The 19001-nt window shown below is 69.0% G+C and carries 18 protein-coding genes; 7 read left to right on the forward strand and 11 right to left on the reverse strand.

Going from position 1 to position 19001, the window contains the following annotated elements; all coding sequences use genetic code 11:
* The first annotated feature begins 233 nt into the window (after positions 1-233).
* The 3 genes from AC1Q7H_RS37475 (at position 234) to AC1Q7H_RS37485 (ending at position 2005) form a co-directional block, all read left to right on the forward strand.
* On the forward strand, positions 234-1052 hold the full coding sequence (locus AC1Q7H_RS37475) for a GntR family transcriptional regulator (RefSeq protein WP_211979488.1): 819 nt from the start codon (positions 234-236) through the stop codon (positions 1050-1052).
* A 114-nt stretch (positions 1053-1166) separates the two neighbouring features.
* A complete protein-coding gene (locus tag AC1Q7H_RS37480) occupies positions 1167-1586 on the forward strand; it encodes a cupin domain-containing protein (protein WP_013954005.1) in 420 nt (139 codons plus the stop codon).
* Between the two features lie 68 nt (positions 1587-1654).
* Positions 1655-2005: a hypothetical protein gene (locus AC1Q7H_RS37485; protein ID WP_013954006.1), complete on the forward strand. Its 351-nt coding sequence runs from the start codon at positions 1655-1657 to the stop codon at positions 2003-2005.
* Positions 2006-2083: 78 nt separating this feature from the next.
* On the opposite strand, the gene AC1Q7H_RS37490 is transcribed toward AC1Q7H_RS37485, so the two are convergent.
* From AC1Q7H_RS37490 to AC1Q7H_RS37505, 4 genes are all read right to left on the reverse strand, one after another.
* On the reverse strand, positions 2084-2464 hold the full coding sequence (locus tag AC1Q7H_RS37490; protein WP_013954007.1) for a DUF427 domain-containing protein: 381 nt from the start codon (positions 2462-2464) through the stop codon (positions 2084-2086).
* A gap of 101 nt (positions 2465-2565) precedes the next feature.
* Positions 2566-3558 (reverse strand): tripartite tricarboxylate transporter substrate binding protein, encoded by a 993-nt coding sequence (locus tag AC1Q7H_RS37495; protein WP_153956594.1) that lies wholly within the window; start codon positions 3556-3558, stop codon positions 2566-2568.
* Positions 3559-3634: 76 nt separating this feature from the next.
* The gene (locus tag AC1Q7H_RS37500) at positions 3635-4792 is read right to left on the reverse strand and encodes a CaiB/BaiF CoA transferase family protein (protein WP_013954009.1); all 1158 of its coding nucleotides are present in this window, start codon (positions 4790-4792) and stop codon (positions 3635-3637) included.
* Between the two features lie 8 nt (positions 4793-4800).
* Complete coding sequence (locus AC1Q7H_RS37505) at positions 4801-5748, reverse strand: hydroxymethylglutaryl-CoA lyase (protein WP_013954010.1); 948 nt, start codon at positions 5746-5748, stop codon at positions 4801-4803.
* Between the two features lie 220 nt (positions 5749-5968).
* Between AC1Q7H_RS37505 and AC1Q7H_RS37510 the strand changes: the two genes are divergently transcribed.
* The gene (locus tag AC1Q7H_RS37510) at positions 5969-6931 is read left to right on the forward strand and encodes a LysR family transcriptional regulator (protein ID WP_492382370.1); all 963 of its coding nucleotides are present in this window, start codon (positions 5969-5971) and stop codon (positions 6929-6931) included.
* 183 nt (positions 6932-7114) lie between these two features.
* Positions 7115-7807 carry an SDR family NAD(P)-dependent oxidoreductase gene (locus tag AC1Q7H_RS37515; RefSeq protein WP_013954012.1) on the forward strand — a complete coding sequence of 231 codons (693 nt, stop codon included), beginning with the start codon at positions 7115-7117 and terminating at the stop codon, positions 7805-7807.
* Here the strand turns inward: AC1Q7H_RS37515 and AC1Q7H_RS37520 are convergent.
* A complete protein-coding gene (locus AC1Q7H_RS37520) occupies positions 7794-8750 on the reverse strand; it encodes a LysR family transcriptional regulator (RefSeq protein ID WP_013954013.1) in 957 nt (318 codons plus the stop codon). The two genes, AC1Q7H_RS37515 and AC1Q7H_RS37520, sit on opposite strands and share 14 nt — an antisense overlap.
* Positions 8751-8868: 118 nt before the next feature.
* Between AC1Q7H_RS37520 and AC1Q7H_RS37525 the strand changes: the two genes are divergently transcribed.
* Positions 8869-9546, forward strand: a complete 678-nt coding sequence (locus AC1Q7H_RS37525) for a type 1 glutamine amidotransferase domain-containing protein (RefSeq protein WP_153956598.1) — start codon at positions 8869-8871, stop codon at positions 9544-9546.
* Positions 9547-9675: 129 nt separating this feature from the next.
* On the opposite strand, the gene AC1Q7H_RS37530 is transcribed toward AC1Q7H_RS37525, so the two are convergent.
* From AC1Q7H_RS37530 to AC1Q7H_RS37555, 6 genes are all read right to left on the reverse strand, one after another.
* The gene (locus AC1Q7H_RS37530) at positions 9676-12108 is read right to left on the reverse strand and encodes a penicillin acylase family protein (protein ID WP_211979491.1); all 2433 of its coding nucleotides are present in this window, start codon (positions 12106-12108) and stop codon (positions 9676-9678) included.
* Positions 12109-12233: 125 nt separating this feature from the next.
* Positions 12234-13817 (reverse strand): sulfite reductase subunit alpha, encoded by a 1584-nt coding sequence (locus AC1Q7H_RS37535; protein ID WP_492382372.1) that lies wholly within the window; start codon positions 13815-13817, stop codon positions 12234-12236.
* An 11-nt stretch (positions 13818-13828) separates the two neighbouring features.
* Positions 13829-14845 carry an FAD:protein FMN transferase gene (locus tag AC1Q7H_RS37540; protein WP_013954017.1) on the reverse strand — a complete coding sequence of 339 codons (1017 nt, stop codon included), beginning with the start codon at positions 14843-14845 and terminating at the stop codon, positions 13829-13831.
* 5 nt (positions 14846-14850) lie between these two features.
* A complete protein-coding gene (locus AC1Q7H_RS37545; protein WP_013954018.1) occupies positions 14851-15690 on the reverse strand; it encodes a DUF4198 domain-containing protein in 840 nt (279 codons plus the stop codon).
* A gap of 18 nt (positions 15691-15708) precedes the next feature.
* Positions 15709-16233 (reverse strand): DUF2271 domain-containing protein, encoded by a 525-nt coding sequence (locus tag AC1Q7H_RS37550; protein WP_013954019.1) that lies wholly within the window; start codon positions 16231-16233, stop codon positions 15709-15711.
* A 64-nt stretch (positions 16234-16297) separates the two neighbouring features.
* A complete protein-coding gene (locus AC1Q7H_RS37555; RefSeq protein ID WP_153956600.1) occupies positions 16298-16954 on the reverse strand; it encodes a PepSY-associated TM helix domain-containing protein in 657 nt (218 codons plus the stop codon).
* A gap of 463 nt (positions 16955-17417) precedes the next feature.
* On the opposite strand from AC1Q7H_RS37555, the gene AC1Q7H_RS37560 reads away from it, so the two are divergent.
* Complete coding sequence (locus tag AC1Q7H_RS37560; protein ID WP_211979493.1) at positions 17418-18974, forward strand: methyl-accepting chemotaxis protein; 1557 nt, start codon at positions 17418-17420, stop codon at positions 18972-18974.
* Positions 18975-19001: the final 27 nt, after the last annotated feature.

Genomic DNA, 19001 nt, shown 5'->3' on the forward strand with positions numbered 1-19001 from the left:
CGCGCGCTGCAGCGCTTCCTCGACTATGTGCAGGGACACGACAAGGTGTGGATCTGCCGCCGTGTCGACATCGCCCGGCATTGGGCGCAGGTGCACCCGTTCGCAGCCGCGGGCACGATGCGCGAGGAAGTTGCCCCGGCCTGACAAATGCCGCCCGTGTCGCCATATTTGTGTACGATATAGCCGTCTTTCGTCGCCATTTCCGGCGACAGGCTGAATGTCCGTCCCCTGATATGGCAACCACATCGAAGAAGGCGGCGCCCGGCACCGCAGCAAAAACGCCGCGCCGGCCCGCGTCCAAGGCAACACTGAAAACGGCACCCAAGGCCACCGCCAATGCCGCGCCGGAGGAAAGTGCCGGCCCGGAGGCCACCACCAGCGAGGCTTCCGCCACCGAGGCGATCTACCTGAGCCTGCTGACCGCGATCATGGAGCACCGCCTGCTGGCCGGCACCAAGCTGGTGGAGGAACGGCTGTGCGAAGTGACCGGCGCCAGCCGGGCGCGTATCCGCCAGGTCTTCGCGCGCCTGGCGCATGAGAAGCTGGTCACGCTGGTACCCAACCGCGGCGCCTTTGTCTCCAGCCCCACGGTGGACGAGGCGCGCGAGGTGTTCCAGGCACGCCGCGTGGTCGAGCCCGCGCTGGCAGCCGAACTGGCCCAGCGTGCCACGCCGGCCAAGGTCCGCAGCCTGCGCCGCCACGCGATGGAAGAAGACAACGCGCGCGCACGCGGCGACCGCGCCGCGATGATCCGCCTGTCAGGAGAATTCCATATCCTGCTGGCCGAGATGGCCGGCAATGCCATCCTCGAAAAGCTGATCCGCGAGATGGTGTCGCTGACCTGCCTCATCATCACGCTGTACGACCGCCCCGGCGCGCCGGCCTGCGCCGAGCATGAGCACCGCCAGCTGATCGACGCCATCGAGCAGCGCGACGCCGCGCGCGCCAGCGCGTTGATGGCGGAACACCTGGAACACATCGAGGGTTCGCTCGACCTGAGCGTGCCCGACAGCGGCACGCCGGACTTCTACAGCATCTTCAGCAAGGGTTGACGCACGGTGCGGGGCACCAGCGCGCGCCCCGTGACCGGCATTGCACTCCGCGCCCGGCAGCCTAGACTGGCTGCATAACAATGCCGCGCGCAACGCGCCGCAGGGAGGTCCGCCATGGCTGTCACTGCCGAACCCGTCACAACCGCCCGTCCACCGCTGGCCTTCGAACGGCTTTTCGCGGATGCCGACGGCGAATCCCACTTTGGCCCCCTTTCCGTTGCCATCACCGAGCGCCTGTTCGCACCGCCCGCGCGCGCCTTCTGGGTGTCGCCGCTGGACGAGGCCGCGCGCCAGGGCTTCCTGCTGGTGCCGGCCGGCTGGGTGGGAGCACTGCACCCGTCGCCGCTGCGCATGTGGATCTTCGTGTTGGCGGGGGCAATGGAGTTCGAAGCCAGCGATGGCGAGCTGCGGCCGCTGTCGGCGGGCAGTGCCCTGCTGCTGGAAGACACCACGGGCAAAGGGCATGTCAGCAGGGTCATCGGTACTGCCGATGCCACGTTGGCCGTGGTGCAGTTGCCGGAGAACCGAAGCTGAGCCCGCGGCGTAGCGGCAGGGCTGTCGGCTCGGACTGCGGCCGCGCAAAACTATCATGGAGGCGCCAGATGAATGCCCCCGAGCCAGCGGCTGCGCCCAAGCCCGCGCCGCAACTGGTGCCCAACGGCTACCGCCAGGGCATCATTACCGCGATCACAGTGCTGCTCGGCTTCTCGCTGGCGTTCTGGCGATTCTGGGGCTTCGAGAGTCCCGGCCACTGGAACCTGCGCGCGCTGTTCGCCGCGGTATCGCTGCTGGCCGCGGTGTCGCTGCAGATCGTGGCGCTCTATCGCGCGCTGCGCATCGAGGACGATGCAGTGGATGAGTACCGCAAGACCGTGCGATGGTTCATCGCGTCGGCGGTTGCGCTACTGGTCGGGCTGGCCGTGGCCATGATCGACGCGGCACTCGGCCCCTAGGGCGCTGACTATGTCCAGCACATGGGGCGTGCCGAATCCGCAGATGGCTATTGCCGCCATGCCAGGCGGCGCGCGCGCTCAGGCGCCGAGGATCTCGATGCTGTCGACGCGGTCGGGGTAGAAGGCCAGGTGCGAGGCGATCGCCGCCACCGCGGGGTAAGGCGTCTCGTAGCTCCACACCGCATTGCGCGCGCGCTCGCCGCCGGCGGGGATGGAGAAATAGCTGCAATCGCCCTTGTATGGGCAGTACGTCGTGTGCGCTGTACGCTCCAGCTGCGTCATGTCGACATGCTCGCGCGGGATGTACTGCACCGGTGGGTAGGTCGCCTCTTGCAGGGTCAGCGCCGCGTCGCTGTCTGCAATGGCAATGCCCGCCACCCTGACCACCACCCTGCCGGCAGTCGGCGTGATGGTGATCGGGTGGTCGGGGCCGGGGATCCTGACTGGCTTGTCGGTCATGGCGCGTCCTCCTGCAGGGCATCGTCACGGGGGCGATGCTGCATTCTAGGCGTTCGCCGCGCGGCCTGCAGGCCGTGCCCGATGGTTCAGCCCAGCCGTCGCTATTCGACCTTGACGTTGGCCTTCTTCACCAGGGCGGCGTAGCGCGTGGCCTCGCTGCGGAAGAAACTGGCGGCTGCCTCGGGTGTGCCGGGCTCGATCACGGTGGCCTGCTTCTTCATGGCTTCCAGCACTTCGGGCGAGGTGAAGGCCCTGGCAAATGCGTCATGCACGCGCTTGACCTCTGCCGGGGGCATGCCGGCGGGGCCGACCACGGCAAACCAGCCGGCGACGTTGTAGCGGGGCAAGCCTTGTTCGGCGATGGTGGGGATGTCCGGCGCGGCGGCCGAGCGCTTGTCGCCGCACACGCCGATCGCACGCAGCGTGCCGGCCTTCAGGTGCGGCGCCACTGCGTTGAGCGCGACCACGCCCAGCTCCACCTGTCCGGCGATCAGGTCGTTCATCATCGGCCCGGTGCCCTTGTACGGCACATGGCGCGCACTCACGCCGGCCTCGTCCAGAAACATCTCCCCGGCCAGGTGGATGATGGTGCCATTGCCGGACGACCCGTAGTTGTAGCCGTCGGGCTTGGCCTTGAGCAGCGCCACCAGTTCCTTCACGTTCCTTGCCGGCACCTTGGGATTCACGACAAGCACCAGCGGCGTGGTGCCGATCACGCTGATCGGGGTGATGTCCTTGATGGCATCGAACGGCATCGTGCGGAACACGCTCGGGTTGATGACATGGTTGTTCGAGACCAGCCCGAGCGTGCTGCCGTCCGGCTGCGCCTTGACCACGGCCGCGGCCCCGGTGATGCCGCCGGCGCCGGGCAGGTTCTCGATCACCACCGGCTGGCCAAAGGCCTTGCCCAGGGCCGGACCGGCCGCGCGCGCGATGGTGTCCACGCCGGAGCCGGCGCTGATCGGCAGGATCAGGCGCACCGGCTTGCCGGTGCTGCCCTGCGCGAGCGCGCCGATGCCGGGCGCGGCCAGCGCGGCGGCCATGGTGGCGGCCAGCGCCAGCCCTGACTTGAGAAGGATGCGACGGGGGTGCATGGGGTTGTCTCCGTATCGTTATCGTAGGATCTTTGCGGGCTGCCGCTGTGCCGCGGCATGCCCGTCGTGGTACCGCTCAGCCGTTGCGGCCCTGGCCGAGCTGCGACAGGATCTCTTCGTTGTGCTCGCCGGCCCTAGGCAGCGGCCGCCGCACGCCCGGGCGGCGCCCGCCCATCAGCAGCGGCAGCAGCACCGTGGGCGTGGTCGAGCCATCGTCGGCCTGCATCGGCACCAGCCCGCCGCTGGCAAGCAGGTGCGGATCGTCGAGCAACTGGTCCGGGCGCACGATCGGCGCATACGGGATGCCGGCGGCTTCGAGCTTGGGCGCCAGTTCTGCGCTGCGGTGGTGGCGCAGGATTGCGCCCAGCTCATCGAGCAGTTGCGGACGCACCGCCACGCGCGAGGCATTGCTGACGTACTCGGGCTTGTCGAGAAGCTCCGGGTGCTCCAGCACCTGGCACAACGTCACGAACTGCTTGTCGCTGACGGCGCCGATAAACAGCTGCTCGTCGCCGGCCAGCGTGAAGACGTCATACACGCTCCACGCCGACACGCGCGACGGCATCGGCGGCGGCGCCTCGCCGGTCATTGCAAACTGCTGCATATGCTGCGAGGCGAGGAACACGCAGTTCTCGAACAGCGCGCTCTGGATCTCCTGGCCGCGCCCGGTGCGGTCGCGCTCGCGCAGCGCGGCCAGCACGCCGATGGCGCCGAACATGCCGCCCATGATGTCGTTGACCGAGGTGCCCGCGCGCAGCGGACGCCCGCTTGGGCCGGTCATGTAGGACAGGCCGCCCATCATCTGCACCACCTCGTCCAGCGCCAGCCGGTTCTCGTACGGGCCGGGCAGGAAGCCCTTGTGCGAGACGTAGATCAGGTGCGGGTAGTCGCGCGACAGCGTGGCGTAGTCCAGCCCCAGCTTCTGCATCAGGCCGGGCCGGAAGTTCTCCAGCAGCACGTCGCTCTGGCCCGCCAGCTCGGCCGCGGCGGCGCGCCCTTCCTCGGTGGTGATGTCCAGCACCACGCTCTTCTTGTTGCGGTTGAAGGCGCGGAAGAAGCCGATGCCCAGGCCCGGCAGGTTGCGCGTCTTGTCGCCGCCGGGCGGCTCTACCTTGATCACTTCGGCGCCCAGGTCGGCCAGGATCATGCCGCAGGTGGGGCCCATCACCATATGCGTGAATTCGACCACGCGGATGCCGGCCAGCGGCAGGGAGTTTCTGTTGTCTTGGGTCATCTTGCGTCTCAGGCAGCGGCGCCAGCGTGCTGGGCCGGGAAGGTCTTGGGCAGGCCGGCGCGCCACAGCGTGCCGTGCAGGGTTTCGTCCTTGAGCCAGCCAGCCACGTCTTCACGCAGCGCCAGCAGGCGGCCGATATCGATGCCGGTGTCGATGCCCATGCTGCCGAGCATGTAGGCCAGGTCTTCGGTCGTGACATTGCCGCTGGCGCCGGGCGCGTGCGGGCAGCCGCCGATGCCGGCCAGGCAAGCGTCAAAGCGGCTCACGCCGGTTTCCAGCGCCGCGTGGACGTTGGCCAGGCCAAGCCCGCGGGTATCGTGGAAATGGCCGCACCAGAAGCGATCGCCGGCGATATCGACGGCGCGCGCAAACAGCTCGCGCACCATGCGCGGGTCGGCATAGCCGACGGTATCGGCCAGGCTGACGCGGTCGGCGCCGGCATCGAGCAGCGCCTGCATCAGGCGCAGCACTTCATCGGGATCGACATGGCCCTGCAGCGTGCAGCCGAACGCGGTGCCGACACCGCCCTCTATCAGCGTCTTCGCGCCGCTGGCATCGCGCGCGGCGCGGATGCGGGCGACTTCCGCCACCACCTCGTCCGGCGTCTTGCGCAGGTTGGCCAGGCTGTGCGCATGGCTGGCCGACAGCGGCACGAGCATCAGGTCCGCACCGCTGGCCAGCGCATCCTGCGCGCCGCGCAGGTTGGGCACCAGCACTGAGACGAACAGGCCCGGCAGCGTGCGCGCGAACGCGACCAGCTGCGCGGTATCGGCCAGTTGCGGCAGCAGGTGCGCGGGCACGAACGAGCCGACTTCCAGCTCACGCAGGCCGGCCGCGTAGGCGCCGCGAATCCACGCTTCCTTGCTGGCCGTGGGCAGGATGGTGCGGATGCTCTGCAGGCCATCGCGCAATCCGACTTCGCGGATAACGGCGTGGCGGGGAAAGGGAACAGACATGATTCAGGGGCTTCCGGTTTGCGCCCCGCGGTGGGGGCGACGGAAGAACTCTATGAGTTTCTGCCAAAGAGCTGAAGCGGTGATTTATGCACGATAACATTCCGAACCGGAATGTCTGCCTGGCGCCGCACAGCGACATCCAGGAATTCCCGGATGCATGATTCCGGCAACCAAAGAGGGCTTACCATTCCATTCCGGAAACCCGCATTCCCTCACAGCCATGCGAGACCTCGACCTCACCACCCTGCGCCTGTTCATCGCCGTCTGCGAAACCCGCAACATGGCGCGCGCGGGCGAGCAGAAGCACATCGTGGCATCCGCCATCAGCAAGCGGCTGGCGCAACTGGAGGAGACCGTGGGCGCAACCCTGCTGGAACGCCGCCGCCGCGGCGTGATCCCGACGCCCGCGGGCGAGATGGTGCTGGCGCATGCGCGCGCCATGCTGGCGGCGGCGGACCGCGTCGCGCGGGACATGGCCGACTACGGCGCCGGCATCCGCGGGCAGGTGCGGCTGCTGGCCACGGTGTCGTCGATGGCCGAATCGCTGCCGGACGATATTGCCGCCTTCCTGCAGCAACCGGTCAACCGCGACGTGCGCGTGACCATCGAGGAAAGCCTGAGCAGCGACGTGGTGCGCGCGCTGCGCGAGGGCTCGGCGCCGCTGGGGATCTGCTGGGACGCGGCCGACCTGGAAGGCTTCCAGACCCGGCCCTACCGCACCGACCAGCTCGCGGCAGTGGTACATGCCTCGCATCCGCTGGCGCAGGCCGCCGACTGCCGCTTCGAGGACACGCTGGACTGCGACCATATCGGCATGCCCGCCCAGACCGCGGTGCAGACCATGCTGACGCGCTATGCGGCCATCCTCGGGCGCGGCATTGCCTACCGCGCGGTGGTCTCGACCTTCGACGCTGCGCTGCGCTGTGTGCGGGCCAACCTGGGCATCACCATCATCCCGGCCGAGATCGCCGCGCCGATCGCGCCCACCTTCGGCCTGCGCGTGATCCCGCTGCGCAACGACTGGGCGCGGCGGCGCTTTGCCATCTGCTTCCGCGACCTGGAACTGCTGTCACCGGCGGCGCGGCTGCTGGTGGCCTTCCTTGAACAGACCGCGGCAGCGGAAGCGGCGGCCGCCCCCGCGGACACCGCACCAGTGCGCAAGCCACGGCGCAATCGGCAATGACGCCGACCCGGCGCGCAACTTCCTGTGCCGTTCAAGGGTTAGCCCGAGGCAATTTCGCAAGCAAATGTTGGGGAGCGGTGCGTAGACTGGCTTGCGTTTTTCGCCCCGGCCCACGATGGCAAAAGCCGGCCCCGGGCGATGCTGACCCCGACCATGCGCGCCACGACGGCGCAGGAGCACGCAATGAACTTCAACGACAAGAACGTATTGATCACCGGCGCACACGGCAACCTGGGCCGCGCCGTGGCGCAGGCCTTTGCGCAGGCAGGCGCGCGCGTGGTGCTGCTGGACCGGCATGTGGCGCCGCTGCCCGAAGCGGGCACGGGCCACCTGGCGCTGCAGGCGGACCTGCTTGATGCCGCCCAACTGAGCGAGGCCGTCGCGCAAGCGGTTCAGGCCGGCGGGCGCATCGACGTGGTGTGCAACCTGGCCGGCGGCTTCGCCATGGGCCCAAGCGTGCATGAAACCAGCGCCGACGCCTGGAACCACCTGTTCGACATGAACGTGGGCACGGTGCTGAACATGGCGCGCGCGGTGGTGCCACACATGCTGGCCGCCGGCGGCGGCGCCATCGTCAACGTGGGCGCCAACTCGGCGGCGCGCGGGCTGGCGCAGATGAGCGCCTATTGCGCCTCGAAGGACGCGCTGGCGCGCGTGACTGAATCGATGTCGGCAGAGCTGCGCGACCAGGGCATCCGCGTCAACGCGGTGCTGCCCAGCGTGCTGGATACGCCGGAGAACCGCCAGGCCATGCCGGATGCCGATGCCACGCGCTGGGTCAGCCTGGACGCGCTGGCCGATGTGATCCTGTTCCTGGCCTCGGATGCGGCTCGCGCCGTGCAAGGCGCGCTGCTGCCGGTGGTCAACCGCGCCTGACGCGGGGCTTGCGCGCGGCCGGCTCGGCCGCGCTGATGCCGCTAGCCACCTCCTGGATCTGCTGGCGCAGCCAGCGCCGCAGCCGGTCAGCATCGGTGCGCGCGTGCCAGATCTGCATCATGTCGACCTGGGGCAGTGCGAACGGCACCGGCAGCAGCACCAGTTCACGATCGCGCGCCACCGCCTCTTCCGCGACCGAGCGCAGGCAGGTCAGCAGCAGTTCCGTGCCGCGCACCAGCCGGCTCGGGGCAAGGAAGCTCGACAACCCCGCCACTACTGTGCGCTTGTGCCCCTGCCGGGCCAGCGCGCGGTCGACCACGCCGTTGAGGTCGCCGGTCAGCGTGGTCAGCAGGTGCTCGCACGCCAGGAAGGCGTCGAGATCGAGGCCGTCGGCGATGCGCGGATTGGCGCGCGAGGCCAGCACCACGAAGTCCTCGCTGCATAGCCGCTGCTGATGGAAGGTATCAGGCAGGTTCTCATAGAAGCCCGCGATCGCCAGGTCGCAGGTGCCCTTCTCCAGTTCCTCGCGCGGCAGCTCGCCGCGCGTGTTGTGCGTGACCAGCACCACGCCCGGCGCCTGGCTGCGCAGCCGCGGCAGCAGGGCGGGCAGCAGCAGCTGCTCCATGTAGTCGGTGGTGTAGATATGCAGGTGCTCGCTGCGCGCCAGGTAATCGTGGCCGGCACAGGCGTCATAGAACGCGTCGAGGTCCCCGACCAGCCGCTGCACCTGCGGCGCCAGCGCATGCGCGCGCGGCGTAGGCGTCAGGCCACGCGGCGCACGCACGAACAGCGGATCGCCCAGCTCGTCGCGCAGGCGGTTGAGCTTGTGGCTCAGCGCCGGCTGGCTCAGCGCCATACGCGCGGCCGCGCGCGAGGCATTGCCCTCCTGATACAGCACGTGGAACACGTACAGCAGGTTAAGGTCCTTGCTGCCGATATTCATTTTTTGGATAGCAGAGATCGAATAATAGAAGTTTTCGAATCATAGTCCGCTGCCTAGGATGTTGCCAGTGCCGCGGCATTTCAGCCCGGCTGCTTGTGAACCGACATGGAGCGGAACAATGAACATCCTGATGGTGCTGACCTCCCACGACCAGTTGGGCAATACCGGCCACAAGACCGGCTTCTGGCTGGAGGAATTCGCCGCGCCCTACTACGTCTTCAAGGACGCCGGCGCCGACATCACGCTGGCCTCGCCCAAGGGCGGCCAACCGCCGATCGACCCGAAAAGCGACGATCCCGGCGCCCAGACCGATGCCACCCGGCGCTTCCAAAGTGACCCGGCCGCCAAGGCTGCGCTGGCCAGCACGCTGACGCTGGACCAGGTGAAGGCGGAAGACTTCGACGCCATCTTCTATCCGGGCGGCCACGGCCCGCTGTGGGATCTGGCCGAAGACAAGCGCTCGGTCGCGCTGATCGAGCAGTTCGACCGCGCCGGCAAGCCGGTGGGAGCGGTATGCCACGCACCGGCGGTGTTCCGCCATACCAAGAGCGCGGACGGGGAACCGCTGGTCAAGGGCAAGGAGGTGACCGGCTTCACCAACAGTGAGGAAGAAGCCGTGCAGCTGACCAAGGTGGTGCCCTTCCTGGTGGAGGACATGCTCAAGGCCAACGGCGGGCGGTTCACGCGTGGCGAGGACTGGGCCAGCTATGTCGTGGTCGCAGGGCGACTGGTGACGGGGCAGAATCCGGCATCGTCTGATGCGGTGGCGGAGGCGTTGTTGAAGATGTTGAAGTAAGAGAAAGCGGCAAGCGCCGCGTCCGCTGCCGCCTCTCGGTTCCCGCCGGCTTGCACCCCTCGCCCGCTTGCGGGAGAGGGGTGCGCTGCCAGGCTTCATGGCTACTTCAGACGCATGAGTTCCCCACCCTCACTGCGGCACCAACTCCAACCGTTCCCGGCTAGCCTTCTCCACCGCCTTGCGCGTATACACCAGCGGGAAATACTCCCCCTTCGCCCACAACGGCGCCAGGTCCCGGTAATGCGGGCTGGCCGGATTCCCTGACTGCCCCGGCGTGTTGACCACGCGCGAGGCATCCCAGTTGCCCACGTCCAGCACCATGCGGAACGACGCGCCGGCGGTCAGGCGGAAGTCCGTGTTGCGGTAGCTGGTGTTCATCGGCGTGAAGGCCGAGCCGCCGATCGGGCCGGCGTTGACGTTGAACTGCTGGCGTTCCGCGTCGCTCAGGATCGGGTCCATCGGATGCGTGAACACGGCGGTGTGGAGCTTGCCCCATTGCCATGCGCGCGGATCGGGGCCGAGCTTGGCTTCGAGTTCGGCCATGGCGGCTTTCAGCGATTCCAGCATCACCGCATTGCGCCGCTCCACCGGCATCCGCGGCCCGGGCTGCTCCCGCACCGCCAGCACGCGCGCGGCATCGCCCGCGCCCACCAGCCGCGCGGCTTCTGGCGGCAGCGCGGCGCGCACCACGGCCTGGCGCAGGTGCTTGCTAAACCAGACCTCGAACAGTGCCGCGGCGGCGCTGTCCGCGCGCTCGTTGCCGTCCCAGTTGCGCAGCAGGTCCAGGCCGCGGGCCAGTTGCGGGTCATCGCTGCTCACATCCTGCAGCATCGCGACCGCGCGCTGCGCCGGCAGCGACACGGTGTCGTTCTGCCACGCCATCGAGTCCTGCACCGAGCTGCGCGCATTGGCTCCCACCAGAGCCTTGAGCCGGCGCGCGCGCGAGCTGTCGCTCCATTCGTAGCCCACGCCAAGTTTCGCGGCGGGGTGCTCGGGCGGGATGTTGTTCTCGTTGGCGGTGACGATATAGCCTGGCGCGGGATTGAAGGCCCACGGCAGCTCGTCCATGTTGCGGTAGCCGGCCCACTCGTAGCGGCCATCGCCCGCCACCGGCGTGAGGCCGTCCCAGTTGGGCCGCTTGACGGTCAGCCCTCCCGGGATCCAGCCGATGTTGCCGCTGGTGTCGGCATAGACCTGGTTTTCGCCGGGCGCGCCCCAGCGGTTCATGGCGGCGCGGAATTGGTCCCAGTTGCGCGCGCGCATATAGTCCATCGAGCCGAAGTACGGCGCCATGCCGTAGTCGAGCCACGCGGCGCGCAGCGCCCAGGCCTGTGCGCGGCCGGCATCGGCGACCAGCACCGGGCCGTGGCGCGTGAAGTCGATGGTGACTTTGCGCGGGGTGGACTCGCCCTTGACCACGATCTCTTCGGTGATGGTCTCCATCGGTTCCCAGCGGCCCTTGTACTTGTACTCATGCGGGTTGGCCGGATTGAGCTCGTAGCCGTACAGGTCCTCCTGGTCCATGTAGAAGCGCGTCAGGCCGAAGGCGATGGTGCCGTTGTGCCCGATCGAGATGCCGGGCAGGAACGGCTCGCCCGCGCCGATCACCGACATTCCCGGCGCGTTCAGGTGGCTGATATAGCGCAGGCTGGGCGCGCCGTGCGAGCGGTGCGGGTCGTTGGCCAGGATCGGGCGGCCGGTGGTGGTGCGCTTGCCGCCGATGACCCAGTTGTTCGACCCGAGGCTGCGGCCGGTGTCGCTGTTGGGGTCCACCAGTGCGTAGAGCTGGTCGAGCGGGATGCTGGCGGCCTGCGCATTGCCCCACGCCTCTTTCGGGAAGCGCGCTGCGGCGGTGGCCAGTTCGTAGGCGCGGCGCAGTTCGGCGGCGGGAACCGTGCAGGGGTCGATGCCGGGACTGAGCCTGGGCTCGATCTGCGGGTCGAGTTCGCGGCGCAGCCAGTCGGCACGCGGGGCGTCCTGTTTGGCCTGGCAATAGAGCTGGGCGCGTTCGACTTCGCCGGTGAAGTTGAGCGTCAGGCCGTGGTGGCGGATGCGCACGATGTCTTCGGCCTGCCAGCGCGCAGGCTTGTAGTTGAGCTTGCGGAATTCGGGCGGCAGCAGCTCGGGCCTCTGCTCGGTCAGCGCCACATAGGCGTTCACCCCGGCCACGAAGGCCTCGGCCACGCGCTTGGCGTCGGAGCCATACGCCAGCCATTCGCGGTACATGTCGCCGCGGAACAGCACCGCGCGCGCCATGCGGTCGCCGTCGGCATAGGCCGGGCCGAAATCCCTGGCCATCTCGCCAAGTCCGCGCTTGCGCCACAGGTCGATCTGCCACAGGCGGTCGCGCGCGGCCATGAAGCCCTGGACGAAGAAGGCGTCGTAGAGCGTGCCGGCATAGATATGCGGCACGCCCCAGCGGTCGACCAGCACGCTGGCGGGCTTCTCCAGGCCGGGCACGGCAAGCAGGTTGTTGCGGGCGGGGACTTCGGCCATGGCGGCCGGGATGGTAGTGGCGAGCAGGGCCAGCGCAGCGATCAGGCGGCGGGGGGTGCGTAACATCAGGTCTCCTCGGTGTTGTGATTGGCTGCAGATGTCTTGCAGTTCACACGGAAGATAGTGCATCCCCGCCCAGCGCGCGAGCCATACGGCCGATCTCCGCACGGCGCGTGTCGCTGCGGGTTCGCTCAGTAGACGTCGCGCCGGTAGCGGCCGTCGTCGGCAAGCCGGCGCAGCGCGTCTTCGCCGAGGATCCCCGCCAGTGCGTCATGGACGCCGCCGGCCATGCCCTGCAGGCTGCCGCAGACGTAGACGGCCGCGCCGTCCGCCACCCATTGGCGTACCGTCTCGCCCTGTGCGCGCAGGGCGTCCTGCACGTAGCGCGGCGCGCCGCCGTCGCGCGACCAGGCATGGTCCACGCGCCGCAGCGTGCCGTCGGCCTGCCATGCGGCCAGTTCCCCGGCAAAGAACGCGTCATGCTGCGCCGAGCGCTCGCCGAACAGCAGCCAGTTGCGGCGCTGCCCGGCCGCGGCGCGGGCCTTGAGCTGGGCGCGCAGGCCGGCCAGCCCGGTGCCATTGCCGACCACGATCAGGGGCCGGTCATCGGCCGGCGGGTGGAAGCTGCGGTTGGTACGGACGCGCAGCGCGATGCGGGCGCCCACGGCCGCGTGCTCGGTCAGCCAGCCGGAGGCCAGGCCGAGGCGGCCGTCGCCGTAGCGGGTCTGCCGCACCAGCAGTTCGAGGTGCCCGTCCTGCGGCAGCGAGGCGATCGAATACTCGCGGTGCGGCAGCGGCGGCAGCGTGTCCACCAGTTGCTGCGGCGGCAGGCCCTGCATCACCGCGAAGTGCGGTTCGGGCAATGGCATGCGCGTGGCCACGGCCTCGACCAGGGTGGTGTCGCGGCCATCGCAGCGCACGGGCGTGGCGCCGTCCAGGCCAAGCCGCGCCAGCAGCCGTTCAACCTCGGCCGGCGCGTGGCACGGGCCGATCTCGGCGATGTCGCCGGCTTGCCAGTCCATTGCCGCATCGCCCTGCGGCGCCAGCGACAGGTGGAACGCCGGCGCGCCCTGGCTGCCGGGGTTCAGATGGTGGCGTTGCACGAGCCGCCAGCTGTCATAGCGCGGGCGTTCCCAGTCGGCAATCTCGGCGCCGCCGCTCAGGGCCGACAGGTGGTTCTGCCAGTGGCGCAGGGCGCCGGCGTCGCCGTTGTCGACTTCGACTAGGTCAAACAGCGGCTGCGCACGGTGGCGCTGCAGCCAGCCGTCGAGCGCGTGGCCGAAGGCGCAGAAGCGCGCGTAGCTGCTGTCGCCGAGCGCGAGGATGCCGTAGCGCAAGGACTGCAGGCCATCCGCGCCAGCCAGCAAGCGGCGCGCAAAGCCGGACGCACTGTCGGGGGCGTCGCCCTCGCCGGTGGTGCTGACCAGGAACAGCGCCTGGCGGCATGTCTGCAGGCGCCGCGCATCGACATCGGCCAGCGACAGCAGTTGCACCGGCACGCCCGCGCCCTGCAGCGCGGTGGCGGTCTGCAGCGCCAGCTGTTCGGCAAACCCGGTCTGCGAGGCATAGGCAACCAGCGTCGCACCCGCTTCCGTGCCACCCAGTGTCGCCACGCGCGCGCGCCGCTGGCGATGGTGTGCAAGCGCCGCGCTGCAGAAGCCCGCATAGGCTGCCACCACGCCGGCCGCCATGGCCATGCGCGACGGCCCCAGCACGGACAGCGCGACGCCGCCGGCAACGGCAAGCCAGCTTGCGCCAGCGACGGCGGACGGCATGGCCTTCGCGCTCATGCCAGCATCGCGGCAAAGGCCGGCGACAGATGTTCGTCGAAGCCGTCCGGCGTGCGCACCAGGAAACGCGCAGCAATGCCGTGGCGGCGCGCGTGCGCCATGCCGGCCTCCGGGCCCAGCACGGTCAGCGCGGTGGACAGCGCATCGGCCAGCATGCACTGCCCATGGATGACCGTGACCGAGGCCAGCGCGTGGCTGGCCGGATAGCCGGTGCGCGGATCGATGGTATGGGCGTAGCGGCGACCGTCACTGTCGAAATAGCGGCGATAGTCGCCGGAGGTGGCGACGGACAGGCCGTGCAGCGCCACCCGCGTCTGCCCCGCGGCATCGCTGTCCAGGCCGGGTGGTGATTCCAGCGCGACCCACCACGGCATGACGTCGGGCTTGACGCCATGGCCGCGCAGTTCGCCGCCGATCTCAGTCAGGTGGTGGTCCAGGCCCTGTTCACACAGGTAGCGCGCTACCGCGTCGACGGCAAAGCCCTTGGCGATGGCGCAGAAGTCCAGCGACAGGCCGCCTGGCTGCCGGGCGCGCCGGCCCGCCGCATCGACTTCGATGCGGGCCCAGCCGCAGCGGCTGCGCGTGGCCTGCACCGCGTCTGGCGACGGTGGCGCGCTGCGCGCCGGGGCGGGGCCGAAGCCCCACAGGTCCACCAGCGGGCCGGCGCTCGGATCATAGGCGCCGCCGCTGTCGCGCGCCACCTGCAGCGCGCATTGCAGCACCGCGAAGCAATCATCCGGCAGCGCGTGCCAGTTGCCCGGCGCCGCGCGGTTGAAGCGACTCAGGTCGGAATCCGCTTCCCAGTTGCTCATCTGCGTGATCACGCCATCGAGCACGGCCTGGATGCCGGCGGCGATGCCGTGAGCATCCGCCGCGGGCGGCAGCAGCGCCGCCACCGACCAGGTCGTGCCCATGGTCACGCCGCCCCAGCGCTGCAGCCGCGTGTCGGCGGCGGGCGGCTGCGGCGGCGCGGTCAGCGCAACGGGGACCAGGACGCGGTTCAAACCCGGCATCCGGCTTATTGCGGCAGCACTTCCACCGTCACCGCATAGACGGCGCGGCGCGACCTGGCCTGCTTGAAGGTGGTCTTGTCGTCCTTCACCTCCGCTTCCATCCAGTACATGCCAGCGGCCGGCCACTTGACGCTGAACTTGCCGTCGGCGTCGGTGGTGGCGCTGAACTCCTGCAGCTGGTCGCGGTAACGGATGCCGCCCGGCACCACCGAGACCTTCAGGTTGCTGGCGGGCTTGCCGTCGAGCAGCAGGCGGAAGCTGGCGGTGTCGCCCGCGACCAGGTCGTTCGGGTGCGTGATCGGCGCCAGTTCCAGGCCGCGGCCGACGGTGCGCAGACCCTTGTCGCTGGGCTTGCCGGCGGTGACGAAGGATTCGATGCGGCCTTCGGCCTGGGTGACCTGCAGGTCCTGCGCATTGGCCGGGACTTCCCTGGCGAAGTTCTCGGCGGTGCCACGCCAGCGCTTGGCCTGGCCGTCGACCTTGTAGCTGGCGAACAGGCCGTTGTTGACCACCGCCACGCGGTACGTGCCGGGCTGAGTCAGGTGCAGGTCGAAGGTGCTGCGGTACTTGCCGGTGGCCGCGTTCTCGGCCTTGACGGCGCTGCCGTCGGGCGCGGTCACCTGCAGGTTGTCGAGCCGCATCGGCACGTGCTCGAAGTAGAACAGGTCGTTGGAGACTGCGGCATCCACGGTCACCCACGGATCGCTGCCGGACAGCACCGTGGCCGACGGCAGCAGCCACTGGCGGTGCGCGTGCGCGGCCAGCGGGGCCAGGGCAGCCAGGGCGAGCACGGCCACGCGGGTGGCCATGCGGGAAGACGCGGCGGAAATAAGGGAAGGTTTCATCGTCTGGCTCCGGAAGGATTACGGCTTCAGTTCGACGGTCACTCCGCCGAGTTCGTGTTCGCCCTTGGCGCGGGCGGTCTGTGCGGCTTGCGGCGGCCACGTGAACGGCACGCGCAGCAGCTCGCGCCCGCCCACTTCACGCGCGGCTTCCACCACCAGCTGGTAGTTGCCCGCGGGCAGCTTGCCCAGCGGCGCCTTGCCGTCGCTGAAGCTCACGCTGTGCTCGCCCGGCGCGCGCGTGGCGCCGGAGACGCCGTCGGCCGGCATGTGCAGGTCGCGGCCGGCCTTGCGCCACCACTGGCGCATGTCCTTGAGCCACTTGGTGCCTTCGCCGTCCTTGAGCTTGCCGTCGTACCAGACCGCCAGGGTCTGCACCGGGCTCTGGTCGGCGCGCTCGACCCACATCGCCACGTAGGGGCGGTGGTACTCGGCCACGGTCAGGCGCGGGATGTCGACCTTGACGCTGAGATCCGCGGCCAGCGCGGGGCCGGCCAGGGGAACCGCGGCCATGCCGGTCAGGGTGACGGAGAGCAGTCGGCGCATATCGGAGAAACCTCGTCAGTGAGATGCAGGAAGGAAAACGGTTGGAACGGTTGGAACGGTTGATTCAATGGATAAGCAGGATCGCCAGCAGCACCGGCACCACCAGTCCCAGCCCCACCAGCGGCCAGGTCCCCACGCGCCCGGCCGCATGCAGCTTGAGCAGGAACAGGCCGGTTACGCTGAAGACCAGGCACGCCAGCGCGAACACATCCAGGAACAGGCTCCACGCAGCGCCGGTGTTGCGGCCCTTGTGCAGGTCGTTCAGGTAAGAGATGGCGCCGCGCGTGGTTTTCTCGTACTGGGCTTCGCCGCTGTCGAGTTCCAGGCTGACCCAGGCGTCGCCGCCCGGGCGCGGCAGCGCCACGTAGATCTCGTCGGCGGACCATTCGGCCTCGCGCCCGCTGGCGTCGATGTCCAGCGCCTGCGCCAGCCAGTCGGCCAGCACCGCCGGCACCGGCGCCTTCTTTTCACGCGCCTGGGCATCGCCCGCCGGCGCTTCGGCTCGCACCTGGTCGAGCACGCGCGTGGGCATGGTGGCGTGGCGGGTCTCGACCGCGGGCCTGGCCTCGATCTGTGCGGCGTGGTTGAGCGTGAAGCCGGTGACGGCAAACAGCAGCATCCCGATCAGGCAGATCGCGGAACTGATCCAGTGCCACTGGTGGAGATGCTTGAGCCAGAAGGCACGGCGCTGCTGGCCGGAGGCCGGCTGGGTTTCGGTCATTGCGGTTGGTCGGCGGGCGCAGCCCAGTCGCGGCCCGGTCTTGCCCTGTGTACGGATAGCTGGAGCGCCCCTTGTGCGCATCACATAGCGCTCAGGTGTGCCATTGTCTGCACAATGACTGTGCGGAAGAGAGAAGGATAATCGTTCGCATTTGAAATCGCAAACGATCCGGGGAGGGCGTTGGGTTACAGCGCATTACAACGTAAAGCAGCGGGACGGGATCACTTGTCGTCGGCGATCTGAATCGCTGGAAGAGATGTACAAAGTACAAGCATGTCGGCACGATGCAACCAATTAACCATATCACCCCGAAGGGGTGAATTTACCCCAATCAAGTTAGCTGCCTCCCCCGCCGTTAAGGCGATGACCCGCACGCATGCGACAGGCGCCACCGATGCATGGCGCCGCCGGCGTGCCGCCGATGAGAAACGCGCCGAGCGCGGAAAATGGAGGAGTGGAAGCAATGCTGCACAACCTGAGCCTGAAGAAGAAGCTGTTATTGCCGCTGGTGCTGAGCTGGGTCTGCCTGCTCGGCATCACGCTGTGGAACGCCTGGCAGATCCGCACGTTACGCATGGAAGAGCGGCGCCTGGACCTGGCCCACGTCACCGACACCGCGTTCTCGGTGGTGGCCGAGTACGAGGCCCTGGCCAAGGCCGGCAAGCTGACGCAGGACGAGGCCAGGAATCAGGCCATCGAGCGCGTGCGCGCGATGCGCTTCGGCAGCGATGGCTATTTCACGCTGATGCGCTCGGACACCGTGGTGCTGATGCACCCGTTCAAGCCGGAGATGAACGGCAAGGCCATGGAAGGCACCAAGGACCCCAACGGCGTCTACCTCTTCCGCGAAATCGCCGAGATCGGCAAAGGGCCTGGCAAGGGCTTTATCGAATACCTGTGGCCCAAGCCCGGCGCCGAGGCGCCGCAGCCCAAGCTGAGCTACGTGGCCAACTTCCGCCCGTGGGACTGGAACTTCATCGCGGGCCTGTACCTGGACGACATCGAGGCGGCGTTCCGCGCCGAGCTGATGAAGGCGTTTGGCATCCTGCTGGGAGTTGGCTTGCTGATGTCGCTGGTGATGGTGCGCGTGGCGGCCAGCCTGCAGCGCCAGTTGGGCGGCGAGCCCGCCATCACGGCGCACATCGCCGGCCGCATTGCCGAAGGCGACCTCGGCAGCCAGGTCGAGGTGCGCCCCGGCGACGAGCACAGCGTCCTCTATGCGATGCAGCGCATGCAGGCGCGCCTGACCGGCGCGATCGGCAGCATCCGCGGCTCGGCCGATTCGATCGCGGGCGCGGCCAAGCAGATCGCCGCGGGCAACGCCGACCTGTCGCGCCGCAGCGAAGAACAGGCCACGTCGCTGCAGGAAACCGCCGCCAGCATGGAGCAGCTCACCAGCACCGTGCGCCAGAGCGCCGAGAACGCGCGCCAGGCCAGCCACCTGGCCGAAGGCGCGTCGGACATTGCGGTGCGCGGCGGCACCATCGTCAGCCAGGTGGTGGACACCATGGGCGAGATCAAGAACGCCTCGGGCAAGGTGGTTGACATCATCGGCGTGATCGAGGGCATTGCCTTCCAGACCAACATCCTCGCGCTCAATGCGGCCGTGGAAGCGGCGCGTGCCGGCGACCAGGGCCGCGGCTTCGCGGTGGTGGCCGGCGAGGTGCGCACGCTGGCGCAGCGCAGCGCCACCGCCGCCAAGGAGATCAAGGCGCTGATCGGCAACTCAGCGCAGCGCGTCGACGACGGCGCGGTGCTCGTGGAAAGCGCGGGCAAGGCGATGGACGAGATCGTCGGCGCGGTCAAGCGCGTGACCGACCTGATGGCCGAGATGCGCGCGGCCACCGAGGAGCAGACCGGCGGCATCGAGCAGGTCAACCAGGCGGTGTCGCAGATGGACCAGATGGCGCAGCAGAACGCCGCGCTGGTGGAAGAAGCCGCGGCCGCCGCGGCCTCGCTGGAAGACCAGGCGGATGCGCTGCATCACGCGGTCGGCCAGTTCCGGCTGGCGCAGGCCTGACAGCAGCGCCGCCGCTTGTCACTTGAG

Source organism: Cupriavidus sp. GW823-FHT06D04 (genome assembly GCF_058795055.1).